The sequence below is a fragment of the Microcystis sp. LSC13-02 genome, from assembly GCA_002282935.1.
Taxonomy (GTDB): domain Bacteria; phylum Cyanobacteriota; class Cyanobacteriia; order Cyanobacteriales; family Microcystaceae; genus Microcystis.
In genome coordinates this window covers 1-21,874 of the sequence record MTBT01000245.1, presented here as the reverse complement: position 1 = coordinate 21,874, position 21,874 = coordinate 1, and the positions used below count along the sequence as shown (strand labels likewise).

Here is a 21,874-nt window from a genome sequence, read left to right as displayed (position 1 = left end):
CATTTTAGCATATATTTCGTAAATGTGTTAATATTTAACAGTAAAGCCGTCGTAGAACGACGGGGTTTCAGACCCAAAATTTTCGATGATTTAATCCTTGCTCAAGTATTGTTCAAGGGTCACATAGTCGCCTGATTGATATTCATCCCGAACTTGCTGAAGTTCTGCTAGGGTTTCCTCGTCGTCTTGATAGGAAGCCTCTTCTGCTTGAAAAATTTGTTGTTCTAGTATTTCTAATAATTGTTTTTTTTTGCGTTAAGTCAAGGGATTTAATGGCTTCGGTTAAAGATTCAAAAGTGATTTGAAGATTTATGGTGGTAGTCATGAAATTTCTCCTATTTGGATAAAAAGTTAAATTTTGAGAATTGCCTTAATTTTCATGGTTGGTATAGGTGATCAAGGGTTTCTAATTTCCTTCTAATGTAGCCTGAATTTTTGCTAATCGTTAGTTAATAGAAGTTATCCAAGAAACGGTAACGGCGATAACATCTAATGTCTCATTATTGGCAAAAATTTCTAAAAGGTAGCCTGCTTCTGGTTGTTCTTCGTTCGGGGTCAAAAGTTCAACAACAGTACCTTGATCACCTTTTTTAAAAATAGTGTCGGGGACATCCCTACATAGTTCAACTTGTTGAAAAAGTTGGACGGTTTGCATTATTCACAATCCTTTGTTTCCAATTCTAATAGGATGGGAATTAAGTCTTTGGCAATATCAATGACGGCATCTATTGTATCAGCTTCAGCGACAAGTCCTTGTATATCGGGACTGGTGGCGACATAGTAATCTTGTCCGTTTTCTTGAAAGCGTTCAATGGTGAGTTTAATTGGGTTTTTCATGGCAGTTTTTTGAGTAAGAAGAAGGTGGCTTTAGGATTTCTAATCTCCTTCTAATGTAGCCTGAATTTGTCCTAACAGTTCCTCACAATCTTTAACCAAGGGAATACCCAATTCTTGGCATAATTCAGAGGTGTTTACCGATTTTGCCAGTTTAAGATCACTTCGATTAGGTTGAGTTGGTTGGGGGAGAAGGTTTGTAGGTTAGCAATGGGGTTTTCGGTAATCCATGCGATGGGAATAGTCGGGTTAAGTTGTTGACAGAGGGATAAAAGGGTTTCGCTAGGGTTACTTTCTCCGAAAATGAGAGTTAATTGGGGATTTTGGTCGATTAGAGGGATAAGATGACGTTTTGATGATTTAGCCAAAGCCTTGAGGTTTATTAGATGATTGACTAGATTTCTTGGGTTTCAAATTTTGACTACGCTTTATACATTCTTCTAGCTTCCGTTGGTAAAAATCAATGCTAACATCTTGTCTTATTCTACAGTTTTCAATCGTTTTATGAAAATAACCAATTGCTTTTTTAAATTGTCTTTTACGATCATAAAAATTTGCCAGACAAGCATAGCAGTGTACTATCTCAGGATGGCTAGGCTCTAATAAATTTTCCCAAATTCTCTCACATTCTAATAACATTTGTTCAGTTTGCTCATCATTTTTCTTTTGCCAATCATAACAAGCAGCAAGATTCAATAAGGATTGTCCAACGAGATAATGTTCATTTCCTAACTCTTTTCGTCTGAGGTATAAAGCAATTTTATAACTTTTTTCTGCTTCTGAATACTTTTCTAAATCTTCCAGAATCAAACCAAAATTGTTATGTATATGTGATTCTCTATATTGAACTGTTTTATCATTTGTTCGTTCAAAAATGAGTTGGCAAAGTTCTAACGATTGTCTAGTATATATTTCAGCCTCTAATAAAAAATTTATCCGTTGATTTAGCTGAGGAGGTTGGTTAAATTTTTGGGCTACATTCCATAATGCTATTCCTAAATTTGTATAACTCTCAATAATTGTTAAACTACTGGAAGTATAGGAATTTCTGTCAATTTTTGATTCATAGAAAAGTTTTTTTCCTATTGCAATTGCTTCTGTCGATAATCTTATTGAATCTTCGAGCTTATTAACACGAGTATAAGATGTTGCCAAAAAATTTAGTGATTCACAATATTCTATCGAGTTAGTCAACTGAAATTTTTTATAAAGCTGGTTAATTTTTAAAGATAATTCTTCTGCTTGATCATAAAATCCTTTATTAAAGTATTCAGAAGCAATTTTATGTAAATACTTTAGAGAATCTGGCTCCAAATCATCGAGTAAATTAAACTGAATTTCAAGTAATTCTAATAAAAGTTCTTCTGCTTCATCTAAACGATTTTGATTAATATATAACAAAGCAAAGTGACCAAGATTAAGTCTATTGGTAGTGTATTTAGGATCGAAAGTTTCTTTGTTAATCTGACGAGCTTGTTTAAAGTAGTTTTCAGCTTCTTCCTGTTTGCCCATTTCTAGATAAAGACCGCCTAAATTGTTGGATACCTGAGCAAAATAGATAGTTTCTCTATATTTTTCCAACGATTGCAAAGCAAGCTTATAACAATTCTCTGCTTCATTGTATCTTTTCTGTCCTTGATAAACTAATGCTAGATTATTATTAACTAAAATAAACACAGAAAACTTTTTAACAACTTCTTCATTTGGTAAAGTATTATTGCTCTTTCTCTTTATCACATCATTTATGACATCACCAAGTATATTGTAATATACATAGGTTAAAGTTTCTTCTGCTTTATCGTAGTCTTTCATCTCACGATAAGTGTCACCAATAGCATTTGTTATAGTTAAAGTCTGATCGTTATTTTCACCTAAATATTTTTTAGCCACCAATAAAGCTTTTTTTAAAAATTCCATTGCTCGATCATATTGTCCATTTTCTTTCAAGATAAGTGCTAAATCATTATAAAGAACCATTAAATGAATGTCACTATTACCAAACTTATTCTCAGTGATTTTTATGTATTCTTCAAAGTTTTGAATTGCTTGGGAAGAAAAACCTTGACTAACATAAAAAGCATTAACTGCTTTAATTGGCAAATTCCAATCATGAGGAATATTATCATTGTAATTATCGGCAATGTAATTATAATGATGTTGTGTAACTTGTTTAATATGAGGAATTAGAGGCTTTAACTCTTCAATTTTTTGGAGTGATAGTATTTGTTGAGTAAATTTTTCAGACTTTAAGCAAAATAACTTACAATACTGTTGCTTTGCTGTCGTTAAGAACTCACATTGATCTAGCTTTTCTCCTAAATAAAGGTGAATTAGACGATGGAGTTCATATTCATTACTTCCTCTTGACTTAACTAAGTTTAGACCAACTAGATTATCAATTAACCATTTTTCTATATCATATTCATCTTCATTAGGAAATAATTCATTTATCCATGTTTGTTTAATTGGTGCAATAGCGAATAAACTTAAATAAAGAGCTAATTTTTGGGTTTTTGGTTCATCCTTTAGCTCATCCCAACTTAGATCAAAAGCTGCTTTAACGCCTCCTTTTGCTGTCATTTCAGTATGTCTTTCGCCAAGCAAACCGTTATCTTTTAGTCCTTTGTCTCTTAATCTATTTATAGTGTCTTGTATTGTCCATGAGCGTCTTTTTAATAACCTTGCTATTAACTCCAAGGCTAGAGGCAAATATCCTAAATCTTGACAAAGTAATTTTGATTCTTCAATTTCTGTGTCAATTCTGTCATCACCGATATAGGAGCGAAGTAAATCAAGGGAATCATTTTCTGATAATTCTTCTAGATGAATATTTTCTATTTTATCAGATAAATATTCACAGCGAGTTGTAATAATTACTTTAAATTTTTTAAATTCATAGGGAGGTAAATATTCAAAAATTCGGTCAGCATTTCGTACATCATCGAAAATAATTAAAACATCCCCATCAATCCAATTTTGCCAACAATCTTGGACTTGTTCGATAGATGTTCTTCCCTGTGGCTTATCTAGTTTAAGCTTATATTCAAAAAAGCTTATAATATCAAAACTAGGATCATTCCCTTTAACATCTACCCAACATACTCCACCTTGATAAGTTGTTTTTCTGTATTCTTGCCAAGCATATTGTAAAGCAAGTTCTGTTTTGCCAATTCCTCCCATTCCTGAGAGAGTAGAAATGGCAATTCTTTCGGCTTTTTGTAGCTTTTCATGTAATTGATTGAGAACAGTTTCTCGCCCTACAAATTTGGCAATACCACTGTTTTTTAAATTGTGGGGAATGGAAGCGTTTGCTTCGGGTTTAGCGATCGCAACACTGTCTTTAAAATTGTGGGGAATGAAAGCGTTTGCTTCGGGTTTAGTTACCGCTTTTTTAGAGGGTTCAGAGCGCCTTTTATGCCACTCCTCCGAAAATTTAGTCAAATTTGTTGTCTTATCGCCGCATTTCGCCCACAGAGTTAGGGAGAACCGCCATTCCTCACACCCCTGCTTTTCATTTTCGTGACGCTCATCCCGAAGAATGCCTAGATAATCGGCCAAATAGTGGCTAATCGCGTCCCTAACTTGATCTTTGGTTAATTTTTCCCCTTTCTGCTCTGCCAAGCGTACTAAAGCCGCCACATTCGTCTTAACCTGCAAAAGCTTCCCCTCTTCCCCTAGAGCCAGCTTGACTCCCCAATCATTATCCTCACATTGACAGTGAGCCACATGATCTAATAAGACTTCAAACAAGCGTTTGACCCTTTTTTCAACAGTTTCGCCATAACTCTTCTTAGACATGGGATTAGGTCGGTAGAGGCTAGGGATAGCTTATTTTAGTCTATTTTTTGGGATGATGAAAAACACCCCCAGAAAACGGGTTTCTTTAAGAAACCCGTTTTCTAATGAAAACCTAGGGCCCGAAATTGAGCATCGTTGATGATTTTCACCGTTTCTCCTGATTGCTTAATCACAAATAAACCGCGCCGATAAGCATAACTATCTATCCCCTGGTCGATTTCAATCCCCGCTACTGCGCCGTAAACCTGAAAGTCTCGAAATTGGGGAAAGGCTAACTTAAATCGCTGTAATCGATCGAGAAAGTCATCTACATCATCTTTCGAGAGTCGAGATTTACACTCCACCGCCACTAACTCACTGCCATTCACCGCCAGAATATCAATTTCCATCGCTGCCCCGGGACGTTTACTTTTTAAACGACTCATGGTTTGGGTGACATCAATCCCCCGCCCTTGAAATAACTGCACAACCGCCGGCTCTACCATTTCTTCTATAAAAAGACACAAAGGGGTAGTTAAGTTATTGACGGCTTCGGTGGTGGCTCGTACCAGCTTTTTCAATTCTTCCATCGTGCGATCGGCTTCAGCCCGGCGGCGATCGGCTTCAGCATTGCGGCGGTCCGCTTCGGCATTTCGTTGTTCAGCTTCAGCACTACGGCGCTCGGCTTCAACATTGCGGCGCTCGGCTTCTTTTTGGAACTCGGCAAATTGAGCCTCGGTTCTTTCAAACAGTTTGTAAATATCGGCGATCGTAATAGCTTCTGACATGGCGTGTTCTTGTCTATTTGAGCAAAGCCGATCCTATTCTAGCGACTCGGCAGGCTGAGAGGACATCGTTCTTTTACCCATCACTTGCTGACAGGATAAATCCGACACCATCCCCGCCAAAAATCGCCAATTTTTTCCTAAAAAAGTTTGGGGTACCCCACTCCCCCAAAGCCACACCCAAAGCTAAAAGCCTTAGCCAATAAGCTTTTTATTATGCAATTTTTTTTAATTAGACCTCTTGCATTGGCACATACCCCAGATTTTTTCATAGCAAGTATCAACCTATTGAAGTGGGGAAAATCTTATGTTTTCAATGCTTACGTTCTCAACTGCTACCCTAAAAAACCACCTCAAAAAAAACGGTTTTTTTGTCTTCGATAACCCTTGGGGCGATCGCTGGTTCCAATGTTTACAGGATATTACCCAAGCAACCCCCGTTATCCAAACTAACGGAGAGATTATCTATCCTATCAAAGCAAATCCTGACGCTATGGGAAAAAGTGACGCACAATCCCCCGGAATTGGGCTTTTACCTCATACAGAATGGTCCTACAAAGCTATCCCTCCTAAATACCTCTGTTTGCGCTGTAAAACCCCGGATCGTTGGGGTGGGGGTGCAACGACTTTGGTTAAGTTTGATGACTTATTGCGTCATTTTACCCTTGAGGAACAACATTTTATGGCGGCTCAACCTCAATATTTTATGTCCAAAGACGGCAAAGAAAGCTGTTTTGCACCAATTTGGCAACGAGATGCCGAAATCATCCGCTTTAGCTATAATGTGCTGGTTTATCGGGAATTTAGCCCCGATCTTAATAAACCGGTCGCTTCTGACCTAGATTCCCGTTTAATGGCTTTATGTGACAAATTTTTGGCACTGTTTGAAGCCTATCACGTTCCGCTCTATTTAAAAGCAGAACAGATCTTGATCATGGATAATTATACTTGTCTCCATTCTCGCCAATCCTACATTGACCCCAATCGCTCTCTTGAACGGGTAATGTTCGATGTTCCCTAACGGGAAATCGGGGTTAACTACCAGCTTTATAAGTAATGGCGGGAAGCGGATTTGAACCACTGACCTTCGGGTTATGAGCCCGACGAGCTACCAGACTGCTCTATCCCGCGTTGCTTTATCTACTATAGAACTAAATCTCGGTAAATGCCAAGGAGTTTGTAATATTCCTTTACATTTACCGTCCGACCAGAGGTTAATACTTACGTTCCACGGGGGTGAAATCCTGAATCACCACGGGCATATAGTCGATATCGATGCGGTCGGGGGAATAATAGGCGAGGGTATGCTGAAGGAAATTTTGGTCATCCCGTTGGGGAAAATCTTCGCGGGAATGGGCCCCTCGGCTTTCTTGACGATTGAGGGCAGAGGTGAGGATAATTTCCCCCACCACCATGAGACTTTGTAATTCCCAGGCCTCGATTAGTTCCGTATTCCAGCAATCACCCGGATCATCGAGGTAAATCTGCTCGTATTTGCGCTTTAACTCGCCGATTTGTTTAATTCCCTCGCGCATAGTCGCTTCGGTGCGAAAAACGCCGCAATGTTGGGTCATACAGTCTTGGAATTGCTGACGTAGTTGACCGATGCGAATCGTGCCTTTTTTGGTCAATAAAGCGGTGATTTCCTCTTTCGCATCCTGAAGGTAAATATCGGGATTAAAGACGGGAAAAGCGCGTTTTTCGACGTATTTAGCGATCGATTTGCCGGTTCTTCTCCCATAGACCACACATTCTAACAGGGAATTACTGCCCAAACGATTGGCCCCGTGAACAGAGACACAGGAACATTCCCCGGCGGAGAAAAAGCCCTCGCTGAGGGTATCGGCACTTAAGCGAACGCGACCATCGGTATTAACGGGAATGCCTCCCATACAATAGTGAACTGTAGGACGTACAGGCATCGGTTCCTCTACCGCATCGACACCGACGAGACGGTGGGCCTCCTCCCAACAGAAGGGAATCCGACTCATAATTTTTTCCCGACCTAAATGGCGTAAATCCAGATAGACAAAGGGGCCTCCGGCGCTACCGTCCAGATTTACCCCCCGGCCGGCGCGAATTTCTAGGGTAATGGCGCGGGAAGTGATGTCCCGGGGGGCTAATTCCATGCGCGAGGGGGCGTAATCTTCCATAAAACGACGACCTTCGCTATTGATTAAATAAGCTCCTTCACCCCGGACCGCCTCCGAGATTAAAACACCGACGGGATAGAGTCCAGTGGGGTGAAATTGGACAAATTCCATGTCTTCTAGGGGAATACCCGCTTTTGCCGATAAAGCTAAACCGTCTCCCGTACAGGCGAAATCGTTGGAGGTGGTGTTATAAACGCGACCATACCCCCCCGTCCCGAACATAATTGCTTTTGCCCGGAGGATTTCTAGCTGTCCGGTGGCGATTTGGTACATAACTACTCCTTTAGCTGTACCTTCTTCGAGGATAAGACGCAAAACGTACCATTCATCGTAGATTTTTACCTGATTACGGCCTAAATTGCTGACTAATTCGTGCAGCATGGCGTGACCAGTTTTATCGGCGGCGTAACAGGCACGGTTATGGCTGTGACCGCCAAAGGCTCTTTGGGCAATGCGTCCATCTTCGAGACGGGAGAATAACACGCCTAGATGTTCCAATTCGATGATAACTTCGGGGGCTTCTCGGGTGAGGATATCCACCGCATCCTGGTCAGCCAGAAAATCGGAACCTTTGACAGTATCGTAGGCGTGAGCCTTGGGATTATCTTTGGGGTCAACGTTTTGCAGAGCGGCGGCGATACCTCCCTGGGCAGCGACGGAGTGGGAACGAATTGGGTGGGTTTTGGCAACGACAGCAACATCGATAGTCGGGTTGAGGCGTTTGATTTCTAAGGCGGCGCGGCATCCTGCTAACCCACCGCCCACTATAACGACATCGTGTTCTTTCATGGCTGATTTTCCTACGGGCTTCTGTTTCTATGGTGGGGTGAGAATTGCTCCCAAGTGAGTTTTGTAATCGAGACTTTATATTTCAGGAGTCAAAAGACAAAAGACAAAAGGCATCTTTGTTCTCCCCACACCCCACACCCCACACCCCACTTCCCAAAAAACAACCCGCAGCAGTTAACCGCGAGTTATTTTTGGCTAAAATCGGATAATTACTCAACGGTAATCGTTCCGACCATACCGGCGCCGCGATGGGGTTCGCAGTAGTAGGTGTAAGTACCCGGTTCGCTGAAAGTGCTTTCAAAGGACTCACCGGCGGAAAAAGCCAGACCTTTGTGGGATAATTTGCTGGCTTGGGCTTCGGCAACTTTGGTGCTATCGAAAACGATGTTATGGGGAGAAAGTTTGTTATTGACCCATTTCACCGTATCTCCTGCTTTAATAGTCAGGGTGGGGGGATCAAATTGTAGTGTACCCGCATCACCGCCCATCTTAACCGTGAAGGTTTCCGCGGCAGCGGCGGCAGTGTTGAAGAAGAAGCTAGAGACGACTAGCACCACGGTAGCGAGCAATAAACCTAATTTTTTCATGCTTGTTAATCCTTTACACGAGGGAAGATGACAAGTTTGACAGCCTGTCTTTTGACAAAAAAGTAAAAGTTTGCTTTTAACTGTCCCATGGATTAATTCTACACGAAGTTTGACAGCTTGTCTTTTGACAAGAAAACCGTTTTTTTCTGACCATGGTTGGGGAATTTCTTGAGAAATAGAGGAGAACCTATCGTGAAAAGATTATTAATTTCCCTGTGCTTGCTCTTGGCTGTGGTTACATTCGGTATGGCTCGTCCCGCTTTAGCTGATGGGGCTTCGATTTTCAGTGCTAACTGCGCTTCCTGCCACATGGGCGGTAAAAACGTGGTTAATGCCGCTAAAACCCTGAAAAAAGAAGATTTAGTTAAATACGGCAAAGATTCCGTTGAAGCTCTCGTTACCCAAGTTACCAAAGGTATGGGGGCAATGCCCGCTTTCGGTGGTCGTCTCAGCGCTGAAGATATCGAAACTGTAGCTAATTATGTCCTCGCTCAAGCGGAAAAAGGCTGGTAAAAGTTAGTTATCGGTGGCGAGTTATCGGTTGTCAGTCTGGTAAGAATTGTAGCGATCGAAATTCTTGGGTCATTTGCTGGCTTAAAATAGCTAATGGTTCATCTCGGGGCAAGGTTGTGAAATTGCGATCGTTTTTCTATATTTTAGGTGCGACGGTAATCATTCTCCTAGGAGTCGCTACAGCCAGTTTTGCTTGGATTCTCGCCGATAGTCCGCTGTCTTTGCTTAAAGGTGGAGTAATGCGGGAACCGACGGCGGCGATTTTTGTGCCGAAACAGGCCCCGGTTATGGTATCCTTGTTGGTCAATCCCGAACGTTTGGAGTCTTTTGGTCAATTAATCGCTACACCGGCTAATCGACGACGTTCCCACCAAGAAATTAAGGATTTAGAAAAAACTCTCCTCTGTAAAACGGGATTGAATTATCAAAAGGAAATCAAACCTTGGTTAGGGGAGGAAATTACCCTCGCTGTTACTTCCCTAGATTTTGATCGCAATACCGATAATGGTATCCAACCGGGTTATCTTTTGGCAATTCAAAGTAAAGATGGTGAACGCGCTAAGGAATTTCTGCAAGCTTCTTACTCAAAACAGGCGGTTTCGGGCAAATTTGACCTAGTTTTTGAAACCTACAAGGGAATTAACCTTATTTATCAACGTCCCTTGACCGCAGGAGATAATAATCGTTTTCTCGCTAGTGCCGTGGTCGGGGATACGGTGCTTTTTGCCAATAATATCAAGGTTTTGCGCGAGGCACTCAATAACGTGCAAGTACCGGATTTAAACCTAAAAAATAGCCCCGATTACCAAGAAGCAATAAAAAATATCACTGAACCGCGTATAGCTATCGTTTACAGCAATTTACCCACGTTATCGGCTTGGATCGCCAATCAACCCGTCCCGGAGAGTCCCGAAGCAAAACAACGATTAGCCACGGCTTTTACCATCAAATCTAGGGGAATAGTCGCTCAAACCGCCTTAATTGGGGTCTTAGGACAGGATAACCAAGCACCAATTTTATCTAGTCCCGTGGGAGCATTATCTTTTATCAGCGAAAATAGCCTTTTAGTCGCCGCTAGTCGCGATTTAAATCGTTTTTGGACTCAGGTAGAGGAGGGGTTAGAAGCAGATAGTCCCCTACAGGAATTAATAACACAGGTCTTAAACCGCTTCCAATCGCCTTTAGGTTTAAATTTGCCTGAAGACGTTTTTAGCTGGGTTAGAGGCGAATATAGCCTCGCTCTCGTGCCTAGTTCAAAGGGGATGGAACCCGATAGTGTTTTTCTAGGGGAACGGGTGATGGGGGTGGATGTGGACAGTGCGATCGCTCATTTGGACGAGTTGGCCCGCAGTCGCGGCTATAATGTGGTTAATCTGCCTTTACTCGATCGAACGGTGACAGCTTGGACAAAGTTAACCACGGCGGTCCCAGGGGGAAAAGCGCAACTAGAGACGCTCGTGACGGGAGTGCATACGAGAGTCGATAATTATGAAATTATCGCTAGTTCTGTGGAAGCGATGGGATTAGCTTTATCTGCACAGAAAAACCCGATTTTAAGCAGTGGTAAGTTTCGACAGGCAATTACTGCTTTACCCGCAGAAAATGATGGTTATTTTTACGTCGATTGGCGACAATTGCAACCAGTGATCGAATCGAAATTCCCGATCGTGCGGGTGTTAGAATTATCGATTAAGCCTTTATTTAATAATCTGCGTTCTCTTGCCATTAGCAGCCAAGGTAGTGATAATTCTGTGCGTCGGGGAACGATTTTCTTTAACTTGGGAGTGAAGTCTTAATCAGTTATCAATTACTGAAGGTAAGAGGCAACCCCCCAATCCCCCGACATCGGGGAGCAAAAAAGGGGGGGACGGGAGAGGGGAGTCTGATTGACTGCCACGAATAAAGAAAAATGGTATCACTGGAAATGCCCACGCTGATCACAAAATTGGCCAATTGTCAATAGTTTTTGAGATGCGCTCACCCTGTGAGATTTGTCTAGCTTTTTCGGGAATAATAAAGATAATCACCTCAATCTCTAATTTTTCTGCTATGTCTCGTCTCCTCATCCATCAATACTATAGCGAAGTCGATAAAATTATTCAATTTGGAGGCAGTAAAAAAGAAACTTCTTTAAGGGTTGCTTTCCAGAATCTTTTAAATGAATACTGTAAAACCCGTGATTTTTTATTAATCCCGGAATTAGATTATCGCAACAAGTCAGGAAAGTTGGTTTATCCCGATGGTACAGTCAAAGATGCTTTAAGATTAGACTGGGGTTACTGGGAAAGTAAGGAAAATTTGAAGAGGATTAGTAGTTGAACCACACAATCATCTCATCTGTTGACAAAAGTTAAATTATATGTTCATACAACAACCAATAGCAATTGATATATTTGCTGGAGCCGGTGGGTTCGGACTAGGATTTAAAATGGCAGGTTATTCAGTGCCGTTAGCACTGGAAATAGATGCTTGGGCTTGTGATACTTTGCGTTACAATCATCCTAAAATGCTAGTTCTTCAACATGATATTCGTGATTATTGTACTGAAGATAGTGTCAAGAAAGTGTGTATTTTTAAACCAGACGTTATTATTGGTGGTCCACCCTGTCAAGGATTCAGTATTGCTGGTCCGGCACATAAAGATCCTCAGGATCCGAGGAATAGTTTGTTTTTAGAGTTTGCTCGTTGGATAGATTACCTAAAACCGAAAGCTTTCATTATAGAGAATGTCAAAGGAATTTTATCTCGCAAAAATAGCGACAATTTAAAAGTTATAGACATTATACAAAGCACGTTTATTGAGCTTGGTTATTTTGTAGAGGTATGGTTAATAAATGCGCTTAATTATGGCGTTCCTCAGTCCAGAGAAAGAGTTTTTATTGTGGGAAATACCAGTGGAAAAAAGATTGGAATCCCCACTATTAGTCATTCGTTAAAGTTATACAATGATAGAGGTAATCGTCAACTTTCCTTGTTAGAAACAGAGACCTTAAATCCTGCTATTAATCTCTGGGATGCTATCTCAGATTTACCTTTATTAAATGCGAGAGAAGGACAAGAAGAACAGTCGTATATTTGTGACCCTCAAAACAGCTATCAAACATGGATAAGGGATAATAGTGATGTATTATATAATCATGTAGCTATGGAACATTCAGCAAGACTTGTTGAACGTTTTAAACATATTAAATGGGGAGAATCTAGTTCTGATGTACCCCAAGAACATAAACCTAGACGAAGAAGTAGCAATGGGGAGTTATCTTCCCATTGCTATGATCAAAATAATCGTCGTTTAAATCCCTACGAACCATCTCATACAATTACAGCTTCATTTTATGCTAATTTTCTGCATCCTTTCCAAAATCGTAATTTAACTGCTCGTGAGGGTGCGCGATTACAATCTTTTCCCGATCAATACCGTTTTCTTGGCAAAAAAACCGTGGTTTCTCAAAAGTTATTACATAGAGAAAAAAGATTTGACGAAAAATTCCTTTGTCAGTACAATCAAATAGGTAATGCTGTACCACCTCTCCTCGCTCGTTCCATAGCATTACATATTAAAGAAAAGTTAAATTTATGTCCAAAACCAGTAGAAATCCTCTAATTCACGGTTCTAATCTTGAACAAAAGGAAAACCACCCTCAAAAGTATAAAGATGCTGAAAGTAAGCGATTTCTTGGTGAAATACGAGAAAAATATGATCAGTGGTGTCGCATTAATTATAAATTAGTCGGACCGACTTCAATAGCAACAGAGCGAGACAATAAAATTTTGCAAAGACGAGTTAAACTGCTGTCAATTTATAAAGATTTTATTGATCAACAACACTACGCAGAAAAATTTGACTCTCGTTCCAATCTTCATTCAACGGTACTTGAGGAATTTTTGTACTATTTATTTAAAGATTTAATTGGTGATTTTGGTGAGAATACTTTAATTGGTAAATCACACACTTTCAAAGACATTTTCTTTGTCCCTCCCAGTTATTCAGAAATGCTCAAGCGTCCTTACGCTCGTATTGAGAAAAAGGATCATGATTTTGTTATCGGTACAACAATTAAAGCATCTCTAGAATCATCTTATCCCCTGGCACAAAATAATCCGACAGAGCAGTTATCATCTTTTTCACCAAAAGATGATCCAGATAGTTATTCTGAGGTGAAAATCACCAATAATACTGAAACACATATTTTCGATCTGCCAGTGATTGTTATCGAATGCAAAACTTATTTAGGGTCTGCTGAAAAAGTTTTTCGGTGGTGGTAGGAGTCAGGAGTCAGGAGTCAGTAGCCGTCCCAATCCTATTTTCGCAGCATGAACATCGGACTTTAACAGGTCAAAAGCTTTATTTTAAAAGGGTTTTACCATTATTCAGCAGACCCTACTTAGGACAATTCCTCGGCAAAATTAAAGTCGATCCCGTGTTTTTAGATATTGATGTTGTTCTTTAGTTCATCTCACTCAATAAAGAACAATTTATTTTTGTAGTCTAGATTCTAATGATAATTTTTATTTTTTTTGGGCAAAAAAGCCCTGACAACTGAGGCAAACCAACCAGACATCGCTAATCGTCGGGGATTTGCCTACCATATTGCATCGAAAAAAACAAGTATTTTTCACTAAATGACAACAAAGCACTCCCGATTGCGGTACTTTTTCCCTTTGTATCCGAAACAAAAAAAATTGCTCGCCCTATTCTGCATATTTCCAAAAAAGCAGCCGATAAAATTAAGTAAAACTTCAAATCATCCCCACCGAGGAACTAGCCATGAAATCCTTTGCCCTTCTTACCACCGTTAGCCTAATCAGCCTTTCCACCCTCGCGACTGTTCGCCCCGTCATGGCGCTAGAGAGCCGACAACCAGCCGAAACCCGGATCGCTCAAGGGAACAATCAAGACGCGATCGGCCACTATAACCGGGGAGTTGACTACATGCAACAGGAAAAATACGATCTCGCCCTCGCTGAATTCACCAAAGCGATCGAGATTAATCCCCGAGACGCAATGGCTTACCTCAATCGGGGGGTTATTTACTACGAACAGGGGAAACCCGACCTCGCCCTGTCCGATTTCAATCAGGCGCTCAACATTAATCCCCGATACGCCGACGCTTACTACAATCGCGGGTTTCTTTACGGCGTACAGGGGAAACCAGACCTCGCCCTGTTCGATTACAATCAGGCGATCGAGATTAATCCCCGAGACGCAATGGCTTACCTCAATCGCGGGCTTCTTTACCTACAACAGGAGAAACCCGACCTCGCCCTGTCCGATTTCAATCAGGCGATCAACATTAATCCCCAATTCGCCGAGGCTTACAGCAATCGGGGGGGTCTTTACGCCGATCAGGGGAAACCAGACCTCGCCCTGTCCGATTACAATCAGGCGCTCAACATTAATCCCCGATTCGCCGGCGCTTACTACAATCGCGGGCTTCTTTACAAAGAACAGGGGAAACCCGATCTCGCCCTGTCCGATTACAATCAGGCGCTCAACATTAATCCCCAATTCGCCGAGGCTTACAGCAATCGGGGGGGTCTTTACGCCGATCAGGGGAAACCAGACCTCGCCCTGTCCGATTTCAATCAGGCGCTCAACATTAATCCCCGATTCGCCGAAGCTTACTACAATCGGGGGGTTATTTACTACGAACAGGGGAAACCCGACTTCGCCCTGTCCGATTACAATCAGGCGCTCAACATTAATCCCCGAGACGCCGAGGCTTACCTCAATCGGGGGGTTCTTTACGCCGATCAGGGGAAACCAGACCTCGCCCTGTCCGATTTCAATCAGGCACTCAACATTAATCCCCGATTGGCCATGGCTTACAACAATCGCGGGCTTCTTTACGCCGGACAGGGGAAACCCGACCTCGCCCTGTCCGATTTCAATCAGGCGCTCAACATTAATCCCCGATTGGCCCTGGCTTACAACAATCGGGGGGTTCTTTATTACTATCGACTAGAAAGGGAAAAAGCGATCAGAGATTTGCGACAAGCCGCCGAACTGTTCCGCCAGCAAGGAGACGCGGCGTTATATGAAAAGGTTATGGAACTCCTACGGGAATTAGGCGCGGTCTAGTCCTTTTTGTTGGGTTGAGCGAATCAATAGGTTAAAGAAAACCTCTCAATTTTAGGGGGAAAGCGAAACCCAACACCTAAATCCGTCTGAATCGGCTCTCCCCTCCTCTCATGGCTTTTTGTTGGGTTTGCTTGGGTCAATCCAACCGACGATAATTGTTATCAGTATTTAGTTTTTTCGGTTCTTCGTTACTTGGTATGGTTCGATCAGGGGGCAGAAATCGGCTAACAATTGGCAAAAATCGAAGCAATGTCTTTCTATATAAGGGTTTCACCCCTTATAACTCCCGTCCATTGCATAACACAAACCGAAGAACCGTTTTTTCTAGTCTAGTCTGTTAATTGTTCATTAAAAACCTTCGGGATGGATGTTATTTTATGACCCTAAAACAACTCATACAAGACAAACGAGAGGATATCCTAAAAATTGCCACCAAACATGGTGCTTTTAATGTGCGTGTATTTGGTTCCGTTGCTAGAGGTGAGGAAACCGAAAATAGTGATATTGATTTTTTAATTGATTATGATTTAGCTAAAACATCCCCTTGGTTTCCCGGTGGATTATTAGTTGATTTAGAGGATCTCTTGGGGTGTAAAGTGGATGTAGTAACTGAAAAAAGCCTTCATCATCTAATTAAACAGCGAATCTTAAAGGAGGCAATTAAGTTATGAATGAAGATCAAGTTTATCTTGGATACATTTTAGACTGTATTGATAAAATTAAGGAGTATTCCTAGGGAGGAAAACAGGAGTTTTTTGCTAATTCAATGATGAGCGATGCTATCATTAGACGCTTACAAACTTTGGCAGAATCAACTCAACGGCTTTCGGAGGAATTAAAGGCAAATATTCCCGATGTTGACTGGCGTAATATTTCTGGTTTTAGGAATATTTTAGTACATGATTATTTAGGGGGAATTGACCTTAATACAGTTTGGGATGTGGTAGAGAATTATTTGGATAATTTAAGAGAACAGATTTTAAGGCATCTAGAATCAGTCAATACTTAATCAAAGTCTAATTTCGTAGGTTTGGTTGAGCGAATCAATGGGTTAAAGAAAACCTCTCAATTTTAAGGGAAAACGAAACCCAACAGCCAACACCTAAATCTGTCTGAATCAGCGCTCGCTATTCCCCTCCTCTCATTGCTTTTTGTGGGGTTTGCTTGGGTCAATCCAACCTAGGATAATTGTCATGATTACTATAGGGCTTGCTGAATAATGGTAAAACCCTTTTAAAATAAAGCTTTTGACCTGTTAAAGTCCGATGTTAGAACAAGGGCAACAAAGCCTGAAACTCCTGACTCCTGACTCCTGACTCCTGACTCCTACCACCACCGAAAAACTTTTTCAGCAGACCCTACTATAGGATTTGAAAAGGGCGATCGCTATTTTGATCCTCTTATTTTTTTGTTGGGTTTCCTTCTTGATCTTGAGAATCGCAATATCAACTGATTTTGGTAGATAATTGAGATGGGATTTAATCATTATTCTTCACTTAAAGTAAAATCAATTCGTTGATAAATATCCAGCAGGGAAATTTGAAAATCCACAGAATAAAACCTTAAAGCTTCCTTGTCCGATTCATAAACTTTAAACAACCATTCCCCATTATTTTGTTGATAAAATTGTTCGAGATAATAACGGTATTGATCAATCAAAATATATTCCTTAAAGTCAGGAATTGAGCGATAAAATTTAAACTTATCAGTGCGGTCATAATCTCTAGTTGATTTTGATAAAACTTCGACAATAATTAACGCATTAGTTACAGTATTTGTGCCTTTTCCTTCATATAATGGTTGGCCTTTAATCACCATTACATCAGGATAAGTATAAAAGCGATATATTGGCATCCATAACCGTACATCACTCATAAAAGCCCAATAATCTTCATTGTTAATCTTAGTCGGAAAATTTTTATAAAAATTACCAGCAATTAGATTATGATTGGTTGTTGCTCCCGTCATAGGAATAATTTCTCCATCCAGATATTCATTTTTGTATTCTGCTGTTTCTTCTAACTGACAATATTCTTCAGGTGTATAATACCGTTTTTCGATTTGAACTTGCATACTAACCTCCCTTATCTTGGTTAAATTCCCATTCAATAGCAACTTTAATATTAGCTTGTGCTGAACCTTTTGTCACTAAAGATATCCCCGTTAATCTGTCTGAATTAGCGAGCGCCGCTTTGGTAGGCTGCATTAACGAATTGTCAGGCGGCAATCTCCCCGCTAATAAAGCTGATCGTGGCTTGGGAGCAATTCAGTTATAATAGGGGTCAACTTAATATCTTTAGCAACGCAGAATGAGGATTTCACCATGAAGATTCCATATACATATTGGAAAGAATCAGATGGGATGTTCTTGGGCTATTTGAATGAATTTCCAGATCATTGGACCCAAGGTGTTGACTTAGAAGAATTAATCGAAAACTTGGTCGATCTCTACAGAACATTTACTACTGAAGAAATCCCCGGAATCAAGAGAGTTGCAGAGTTTGAACTCGCATGAAAAGACATGATTTAATTGCACAATTAGAGCAAGCGGGCTGCTATTTGATTAGACGTGGAGGGAAACACGATATTTACCATAATCCAGATACTGGAAAAACAGAACCAATTCCCAGACATCGAGAAATTAATGAGCGATTGGCTAAAAAGATTATCAAAAGTCTTACAGGAGACAGATAAATTCACAGTGCCAATTAGGGTCTGCGGCAAAAAGTTTTTCGTGAGGCAGGGTGTGGGGTGTGGGGTGTGGGGTTTTTACCATTATTCAGCAAACCCTACCTAATTTTCAGGGAAAAAGTGCCTAAATTTCGCCCCGATTCCTCCAATGGCTGGCACTTTTTCATTTCAAAAAAGCCTAAAGATATTATCCAACAAGGTTTTTAGATTTATTCAGTAAACCCCAATTAAACAACACTACAAGGAAGCAAAGGAGCTATGGAAAAATGAGTCACCAAAAAGCTCTAGACTACAATTTTGGCAATAATCGGTCGTAGGATTGGATCATTCTTTCGTAAGTAAAGCGAGTGGCATTGATAAAACCTTTTTGCCTCAAATCTTCCAGGCGATCGGGAGCGAGAAGATTTTCTGCAATAATAGTAGCGGCGGCCTCGTGTTCGGTGGGATCGAAGTAAACGGCTGCATCATCAGCGATAACAGTCATGGGGAGACGATTGGAGGTAAAGACGGGACAACCACAGGATTGAGCTTCAATAACGGGAACACCGAATCCTTCCTGAAAGGAGGGAAAAATTAAAGCAGTTGCTAGGCAATAAAAGGCGCGGAGATCCTCATCAGAGACGGTTCCTAATTCGATTACTTGTGCGGACAAGTTATTCTGATTAACAAATTCTCGCATCTCCGGCAGCAAAGGTTTTCCCATCAGGATCAATCGGCAATTTTCCAGACCGGGGAAAGCGATTAACCTCTTGAATATTTTCAGCAATCCCAATCGATTTTTATACCATTGGTCGCCCCCGACATGAATTAGCCAGGGACAATCACTATTAATGTTAAATTTGGCCACTAGATTTACCGCCGCTGCTCTTGTCATCGGACCGTATCCCTCACTCAAGCAATCCTCGATCACTTCCGTTTGTTCGGGGGTAATTTTGGTTAAACGGAGAACATCGGCACGAGTAGCTTCGGAAGAACAGACAACATATTTAGCCTGTTTGAATCCTCGCAAAATCATCGCCTGATACTGTTTTCCCGTCCAACTGGTAGGATTTTCAGGAATTTCTCCTAGGGCGGAACGAATGGCCAGCAGATCGTGACAGATCACAAAATATTTGCAATCTTTTAGATAGGGAGTTAAATAGGATAACGCCTGATCACAAATGCAGACGATATCGGCCCAATCAAGCTGCTGACGTAACTGCACTGGGAAAATAATTAACTTATCAATATACCCTAACCACTTGCCGAGTCCCTGGGGAGAGGATTTTAGTTGACCGAAAATAGGCTGTGCTTGCACTCGCCGAATTTCGTGTCCTTTTTGTCTGAGTCCTTTCTCCACTAAACCGACAAAACGATTGATACTGATCTGCCGATCATTAACGTAATTTCCTACTATTAAAACTTTCATGATTAGGCTCCAAAAAATCAATTTTTATGGCGGTAAAACTCTCAAACAGTCTCGAGGGAAATTCAGGGGTTAAGAACAATATTAGTCCCGCAAAATTTCCTCGTACCTTTGTCCCGCTCGCTCCCAGGTGTACTCCGATTCCACCATCGCCCGGCCATTATGGGACAGTTGTTCTCGCAGAGAAGGATCATCGAACAACCTAGCGATCGCTGTAACGTACTCAGCAACGCTATTGGCGCGCAATGCCCTAGGGGGAATTCCCGCTGCTGCCACCGTTAAACCCTCTAAACCGCGATCGCTGGCTACAATCGGAATCCCAGCGGCCATGGATTCTAGGGTTTTGGTCTTGATTCCCAATCCCACCCGCAGGGGAACCACACCAACGGTTCCTCGGTGTAAATATTCCACTGTCGAGGGAACTGTCCCCGTCACGCTCACACCGGGATACTTGGCAAGTTCGAGAACTTCCGGCGCCGGGTTTGCCCCCACTAGGGTTAAAGTGGTATCGGGATATCGCTGTTGAATGACTGGCAAGACTTCTAAAGCAAAAAAACGGGCGGCATCGATATTATGGGTAGAACTCATGGAACCGACAAAGACCAAATTATGACCGCCGGGATCCCGAGGACGATAGGGAAACATGGCTAAATCCACGCCATTAGGCACGATAGCCACCTTTGCTTCTGGTAGAATTTGTAATAATTGTTCGCGATCGTAATCGGTGGTAGCCACTAATTGCGAAAACTTGGCACAGTAACGTTTTTCATACTGATAGAGTAAGGGCAGATAGAGAAAATCCCGCAGCGGATAGGCGGAGGCTCCTCTATCTAAATGATTGCGTGTCCAACCGTACACGGAACTGTGAATATCTACTACTGTTTTGACTCGCTGACGGTATTCCGGCCGGACAAAAATCTCGCTGATACTCTGAGCGCAGAGAATCACATCACATTTTTGCTGCTCGACGTATTCATCTACTCGCTCTTGAATGAGCGGCGAACGATAACTAAGAACACTAGCAGGGGTCATCTGTACTATTCCCTCCAGAAAGCGCCCTGTTTGACCGATTAGTTTTGTCAGTCCCTTGCCTGGAGCGGGAATTTGCCGGGGCGGAAATAAGACAAGATGATCGGTAAAGGTTTTGAGTTCTTCGATCTGAGTTTCCGTGACATTCTCCACCCGACGGGCGAACAGGGTGACATCGTGGTTTTGATGAAGACATTTGATCAGGTTAAAAGTTCTCCCCTCGGTTGCCCCGCGACTAGGTGGATAGGGAAAGTTATTGCAAAAAAGGACTAATATTCTCATAATTCTGGTTCGGCAGCGGTTTTTGACAATAATTCTACCGTTTCCTTTAGTTGGCCATACACGGGAATCTCAACTGGGTATTTCTCGATCTCCCCAAGGGTGACTTTTCCTCGCCCTGTTAAGAGCAATACGGGCTGACAACCAGCTTCTAGGGCGCATTCTAGATCACTGGCCGCATCGCCGATAAACAACGAGCCGGCTAAATCGATTCCGTATTGGTGGGCGGCGGCCAGCAGCAGATAGGGGGAGGGTTTGCGGCACAGACAACCTTCGTCGGGATGGTGCGGGCAGATGGCAAGATCGTGAAAATGCACCCCCAATTGTCGGTATTCCTCGATCATGCGCCCGTGAATCGCCGCTAGATCATCCCAAGTGAAATAGCCCCTAGCAAGTCCCGATTGATTGGTAATGATGATCAGCAGATAGCCAGCATCCTGCCACTGTTTTAAGGCAGCCGCTGCCCCGGCGGGAATGCTCACCTGTTCTGGTTTACTCAGGTAGGGGATATAGTCTATAACTACCCCATCTCGATCGAGAAATAAGGCTTTGTTCTTTTTTGCTCTATCTTCGCTTTCGCGGTCAGAATTGCCAGGAGGTGGCGGATAGGGGTATTTTTGGTCGCCGTCATTGACGGAAATTGCGGGGAAAGGATTCATTATGTTGGACTTTTTAGAGTCGGGGACTAGAATTCTCAGTTCTTCTGTCAGGGACGAGAGCTTGAACTGATGCACAGACAAAATTTGCGGTATTGTCGCGATTTGTGCTAGTTTTCTCGGCTAAATTGCTTCTCTTTACTATCTAGATGTCAGAGTATAGCAATCAGGGCATATTATATGCCGTCAGGCCTTTGGACTTTTGATTATCGAAAATTTGGGTTAAAACCCCGTCGTTTTACGACGGCTTTTCTTGATCTTTAATATAGCACTTAAGAACTTCCAGGGTTGCAC

21 protein-coding genes, 1 tRNA gene and 2 pseudogenes are annotated in these 21,874 nt (G+C 41.8%); 11 read left to right on the top strand and 13 right to left on the bottom strand.

Annotation, left to right across the window (positions count from 1 at the left end):
• Nucleotides 1–445: 445 nt before the first annotated feature.
• From BGL89_RS15395 to BGL89_RS15375, 5 genes are all read right to left on the bottom strand, one after another.
• Nucleotides 446–655 (bottom strand): DUF4926 domain-containing protein, encoded by a 210-nt coding sequence (locus BGL89_RS15395; RefSeq protein ID WP_286826443.1) that lies wholly within the window; start codon nucleotides 653–655, stop codon nucleotides 446–448.
• Complete coding sequence (locus BGL89_RS15390; RefSeq protein WP_286826442.1) at nucleotides 655–837, bottom strand: DUF1902 domain-containing protein; 183 nt, start codon at nucleotides 835–837, stop codon at nucleotides 655–657. The genes BGL89_RS15395 and BGL89_RS15390 overlap by 1 nt, the downstream gene beginning before the upstream one ends.
• Before the next feature lie 134 nt (nucleotides 838–971).
• Nucleotides 972–1,202, bottom strand: a complete 231-nt coding sequence (locus BGL89_RS15385; RefSeq protein ID WP_286826441.1) for an NACHT C-terminal alpha/beta 1 domain-containing protein — start codon at nucleotides 1,200–1,202, stop codon at nucleotides 972–974.
• Nucleotides 1,195–4,632, bottom strand: a complete 3,438-nt coding sequence (locus BGL89_RS15380) for a tetratricopeptide repeat protein (RefSeq protein ID WP_286826440.1) — start codon at nucleotides 4,630–4,632, stop codon at nucleotides 1,195–1,197. Before BGL89_RS15380 ends, BGL89_RS15385 begins: the two co-directional genes overlap by 8 nt.
• Nucleotides 4,633–4,733: 101 nt before the next feature.
• Nucleotides 4,734–5,399: a DUF3782 domain-containing protein gene (locus BGL89_RS15375; RefSeq protein WP_286826439.1), complete on the bottom strand. Its 666-nt coding sequence runs from the start codon at nucleotides 5,397–5,399 to the stop codon at nucleotides 4,734–4,736.
• A 304-nt stretch (nucleotides 5,400–5,703) separates the two neighbouring features.
• Here BGL89_RS15375 and BGL89_RS15370 point away from each other — a divergent pair, with 304 nt between their 5' ends.
• Nucleotides 5,704–6,417: a TauD/TfdA family dioxygenase gene (locus tag BGL89_RS15370; protein WP_353743945.1), complete on the top strand. Its 714-nt coding sequence runs from the start codon at nucleotides 5,704–5,706 to the stop codon at nucleotides 6,415–6,417.
• A gap of 36 nt (nucleotides 6,418–6,453) precedes the next feature.
• Here the strand turns inward: BGL89_RS15370 and BGL89_RS15365 are convergent.
• From BGL89_RS15365 to petE, 3 genes are all read right to left on the bottom strand, one after another.
• Nucleotides 6,454–6,527, bottom strand: a tRNA-Met gene (locus BGL89_RS15365).
• 83 nt (nucleotides 6,528–6,610) lie between these two features.
• Entirely contained in the window at nucleotides 6,611–8,338 is a 1,728-nt protein-coding gene (locus tag BGL89_RS15360; protein ID WP_286826437.1) for a succinate dehydrogenase/fumarate reductase flavoprotein subunit, read from the bottom strand.
• Nucleotides 8,339–8,547: 209 nt separating this feature from the next.
• Nucleotides 8,548–8,925 carry a plastocyanin gene (gene petE, locus BGL89_RS15355; RefSeq protein WP_286826436.1) on the bottom strand — a complete coding sequence of 126 codons (378 nt, stop codon included), beginning with the start codon at nucleotides 8,923–8,925 and terminating at the stop codon, nucleotides 8,548–8,550.
• A gap of 192 nt (nucleotides 8,926–9,117) precedes the next feature.
• On the opposite strand from petE, the gene petJ reads away from it, so the two are divergent.
• From petJ to BGL89_RS15315, 8 genes and pseudogenes are all read left to right on the top strand, one after another.
• Entirely contained in the window at nucleotides 9,118–9,438 is a 321-nt protein-coding gene (gene petJ / locus BGL89_RS15350; protein WP_002774546.1) for a cytochrome c6 PetJ, read from the top strand.
• A 116-nt stretch (nucleotides 9,439–9,554) separates the two neighbouring features.
• Complete coding sequence (locus tag BGL89_RS15345; protein WP_286826435.1) at nucleotides 9,555–11,234, top strand: DUF3352 domain-containing protein; 1,680 nt, start codon at nucleotides 9,555–9,557, stop codon at nucleotides 11,232–11,234.
• A 253-nt stretch (nucleotides 11,235–11,487) separates the two neighbouring features.
• Nucleotides 11,488–11,733 (top strand): annotated as a pseudogene (locus tag BGL89_RS15340) (hypothetical protein); the annotation flags it as partial.
• A gap of 64 nt (nucleotides 11,734–11,797) precedes the next feature.
• Nucleotides 11,798–13,042, top strand: coding sequence for a DNA cytosine methyltransferase (locus BGL89_RS15335; RefSeq protein WP_158198651.1), 1,245 nt, complete (start codon nucleotides 11,798–11,800; stop codon nucleotides 13,040–13,042).
• Nucleotides 13,015–13,704 carry a Bpu10I family restriction endonuclease gene (locus BGL89_RS15330; RefSeq protein WP_286826433.1) on the top strand — a complete coding sequence of 230 codons (690 nt, stop codon included), beginning with the start codon at nucleotides 13,015–13,017 and terminating at the stop codon, nucleotides 13,702–13,704. Before BGL89_RS15335 ends, BGL89_RS15330 begins: the two co-directional genes overlap by 28 nt.
• A gap of 502 nt (nucleotides 13,705–14,206) precedes the next feature.
• A complete protein-coding gene (locus tag BGL89_RS15325) occupies nucleotides 14,207–15,520 on the top strand; it encodes a tetratricopeptide repeat protein (protein ID WP_286826432.1) in 1,314 nt (437 codons plus the stop codon).
• Between the two features lie 377 nt (nucleotides 15,521–15,897).
• Nucleotides 15,898–16,191, top strand: coding sequence for a nucleotidyltransferase family protein (locus tag BGL89_RS15320; RefSeq protein ID WP_002733639.1), 294 nt, complete (start codon nucleotides 15,898–15,900; stop codon nucleotides 16,189–16,191).
• Nucleotides 16,188–16,529: pseudogene (locus tag BGL89_RS15315) on the top strand (HepT-like ribonuclease domain-containing protein). Before BGL89_RS15320 ends, BGL89_RS15315 begins: the two are co-directional and overlap by 4 nt.
• A 476-nt stretch (nucleotides 16,530–17,005) precedes the next feature.
• Here BGL89_RS15315 and BGL89_RS15310 read toward each other — a convergent pair.
• Both BGL89_RS15310 and BGL89_RS15305 read right to left on the bottom strand, forming a co-directional pair.
• A complete protein-coding gene (locus tag BGL89_RS15310) occupies nucleotides 17,006–17,593 on the bottom strand; it encodes a Uma2 family endonuclease (RefSeq protein ID WP_286826431.1) in 588 nt (195 codons plus the stop codon).
• A 1-nt stretch (nucleotide 17,594) separates the two neighbouring features.
• Nucleotides 17,595–17,726: a hypothetical protein gene (locus BGL89_RS15305; RefSeq protein WP_286826430.1), complete on the bottom strand. Its 132-nt coding sequence runs from the start codon at nucleotides 17,724–17,726 to the stop codon at nucleotides 17,595–17,597.
• 117 nt (nucleotides 17,727–17,843) lie between these two features.
• Between BGL89_RS15305 and BGL89_RS15300 the strand changes: the two genes are divergently transcribed.
• Together BGL89_RS15300 and BGL89_RS15295 are read left to right on the top strand one after the other, a co-directional pair.
• Nucleotides 17,844–18,035: a type II toxin-antitoxin system HicB family antitoxin gene (locus BGL89_RS15300; RefSeq protein WP_286826429.1), complete on the top strand. Its 192-nt coding sequence runs from the start codon at nucleotides 17,844–17,846 to the stop codon at nucleotides 18,033–18,035.
• Entirely contained in the window at nucleotides 18,032–18,214 is a 183-nt protein-coding gene (locus BGL89_RS15295) for a type II toxin-antitoxin system HicA family toxin (RefSeq protein WP_012267861.1), read from the top strand. Before BGL89_RS15300 ends, BGL89_RS15295 begins: the two co-directional genes overlap by 4 nt.
• Before the next feature lie 286 nt (nucleotides 18,215–18,500).
• Here the strand turns inward: BGL89_RS15295 and BGL89_RS15290 are convergent, their stop codons facing one another.
• The 3 genes from BGL89_RS15290 to BGL89_RS15280 all read right to left on the bottom strand — a co-directional run bounded on the left by BGL89_RS15290 (nucleotide 18,501) and on the right by BGL89_RS15280 (nucleotide 21,583).
• Complete coding sequence (locus tag BGL89_RS15290; protein WP_286826428.1) at nucleotides 18,501–19,619, bottom strand: glycosyltransferase family 4 protein; 1,119 nt, start codon at nucleotides 19,617–19,619, stop codon at nucleotides 18,501–18,503.
• A gap of 81 nt (nucleotides 19,620–19,700) precedes the next feature.
• Nucleotides 19,701–20,927 (bottom strand): glycosyltransferase family 4 protein, encoded by a 1,227-nt coding sequence (locus tag BGL89_RS15285; protein ID WP_286826427.1) that lies wholly within the window; start codon nucleotides 20,925–20,927, stop codon nucleotides 19,701–19,703.
• Nucleotides 20,924–21,583, bottom strand: coding sequence for a D-glycero-alpha-D-manno-heptose-1,7-bisphosphate 7-phosphatase (locus tag BGL89_RS15280; protein WP_286826426.1), 660 nt, complete (start codon nucleotides 21,581–21,583; stop codon nucleotides 20,924–20,926). Before BGL89_RS15280 ends, BGL89_RS15285 begins: the two co-directional genes overlap by 4 nt.
• Between the last annotated feature and the right edge of the window lie 291 nt (nucleotides 21,584–21,874).